We start from the raw sequence: 1,203 nt of genomic DNA on the forward strand, positions 1-1,203 counted from the left end.
GAAAAATGGCAAAAGGTAAATTCACCCGCACCAAGCCGCACGTGAACGTGGGCACGATCGGTCACGTTGACCACGGCAAGACCACGCTGACGGCGGCGATCGCCACCGTGCTGTCGTCCAAGTTCGGCGGCGAAGCCAAGGCTTACGACCAGATCGACGCAGCGCCTGAAGAAAAGGCCCGCGGCATCACGATCAACACCGCGCACGTCGAGTACGAAACGGCCAACCGCCACTACGCACACGTGGACTGCCCCGGTCACGCCGACTATGTGAAGAACATGATCACGGGCGCCGCTCAGATGGACGGCGCCATCCTGGTGTGCTCGGCCGCTGACGGCCCGATGCCCCAGACCCGTGAACACATCCTGCTGGCTCGCCAGGTGGGTGTGGGCTACATCATCGTGTTCCTGAACAAGTGCGACATGGTCGACGACAAGGAACTGCTCGAGCTGGTCGAGATGGAAGTTCGCGAACTCCTCGACAAGTACGAATTCCCCGGCGACGACACCCCCATCATCCACGGCTCGGCCAAGCTGGCTCTGGAAGGCGACAAGGGCGAACTCGGCGAAGGCTCGATCCTGAAGCTGGCCGAAGCTCTCGACAGCTACATCCCGACGCCTGAGCGCGCCGTGGACGGCACGTTCCTGATGCCCGTGGAAGATGTGTTCTCGATCTCGGGTCGCGGCACCGTGGTGACCGGCGCTGTCGAGCGCGGCGTGATCAAGGTCGGCGAAGAAATCGAAATCGTCGGTATCCGCCCGACCGTCAAGACCACCTGCACCGGTGTGGAAATGTTCCGCAAGCTGCTGGACCAAGGTCAGGCTGGCGACAACGTGGGCGTGCTGCTGCGCGGCACGAAGCGCGAAGAAGTCGAACGCGGCCAAGTGCTGTGCAAGCCTGGCTCGATCAAGCCGCACGTGCACTTCACCGCCGAGGTGTATGTGCTGTCCAAGGACGAAGGTGGCCGTCACACGCCGTTCTTCAACAACTATCGCCCGCAGTTCTACTTCCGCACGACGGACGTGACCGGCGCGATCGAGCTGCCCAAGGACAAGGAAATGGTCATGCCTGGCGACAACGTCAGCATCACCGTGAAGCTGATCAACCCGATCGCGATGGAAGAAGGCCTGCGCTTCGCCATCCGTGAAGGCGGCCGTACCGTGGGTTCGGGCGTCGTGGCAAAGATCCTCGACATCTAAGCCG

At 62.2% G+C, this 1,203-nt stretch carries 1 protein-coding gene; it reads left to right on the forward strand.

All coding sequences use genetic code 11. The features are described 5' to 3' along the window. Positions 1-5 precede the first annotated feature (5 nt). On the forward strand, positions 6-1,199 hold the full coding sequence (gene tuf / locus D3H34_RS32825; protein ID WP_119558884.1) for an elongation factor Tu: 1,194 nt from the start codon (positions 6-8) through the stop codon (positions 1,197-1,199). The last annotated feature ends 4 nt before the right edge of the window (positions 1,200-1,203 follow it).

Source organism: Acidovorax cavernicola (assembly GCF_003581445.1).

Coding starts and splice junctions, on each gene's coding strand:
- tuf (WP_119558884.1), top strand. CDS start 6: ATGGCAAAAGGTAAATTCACCCGCACCAAGCCGCACGTGAACGTGGGC.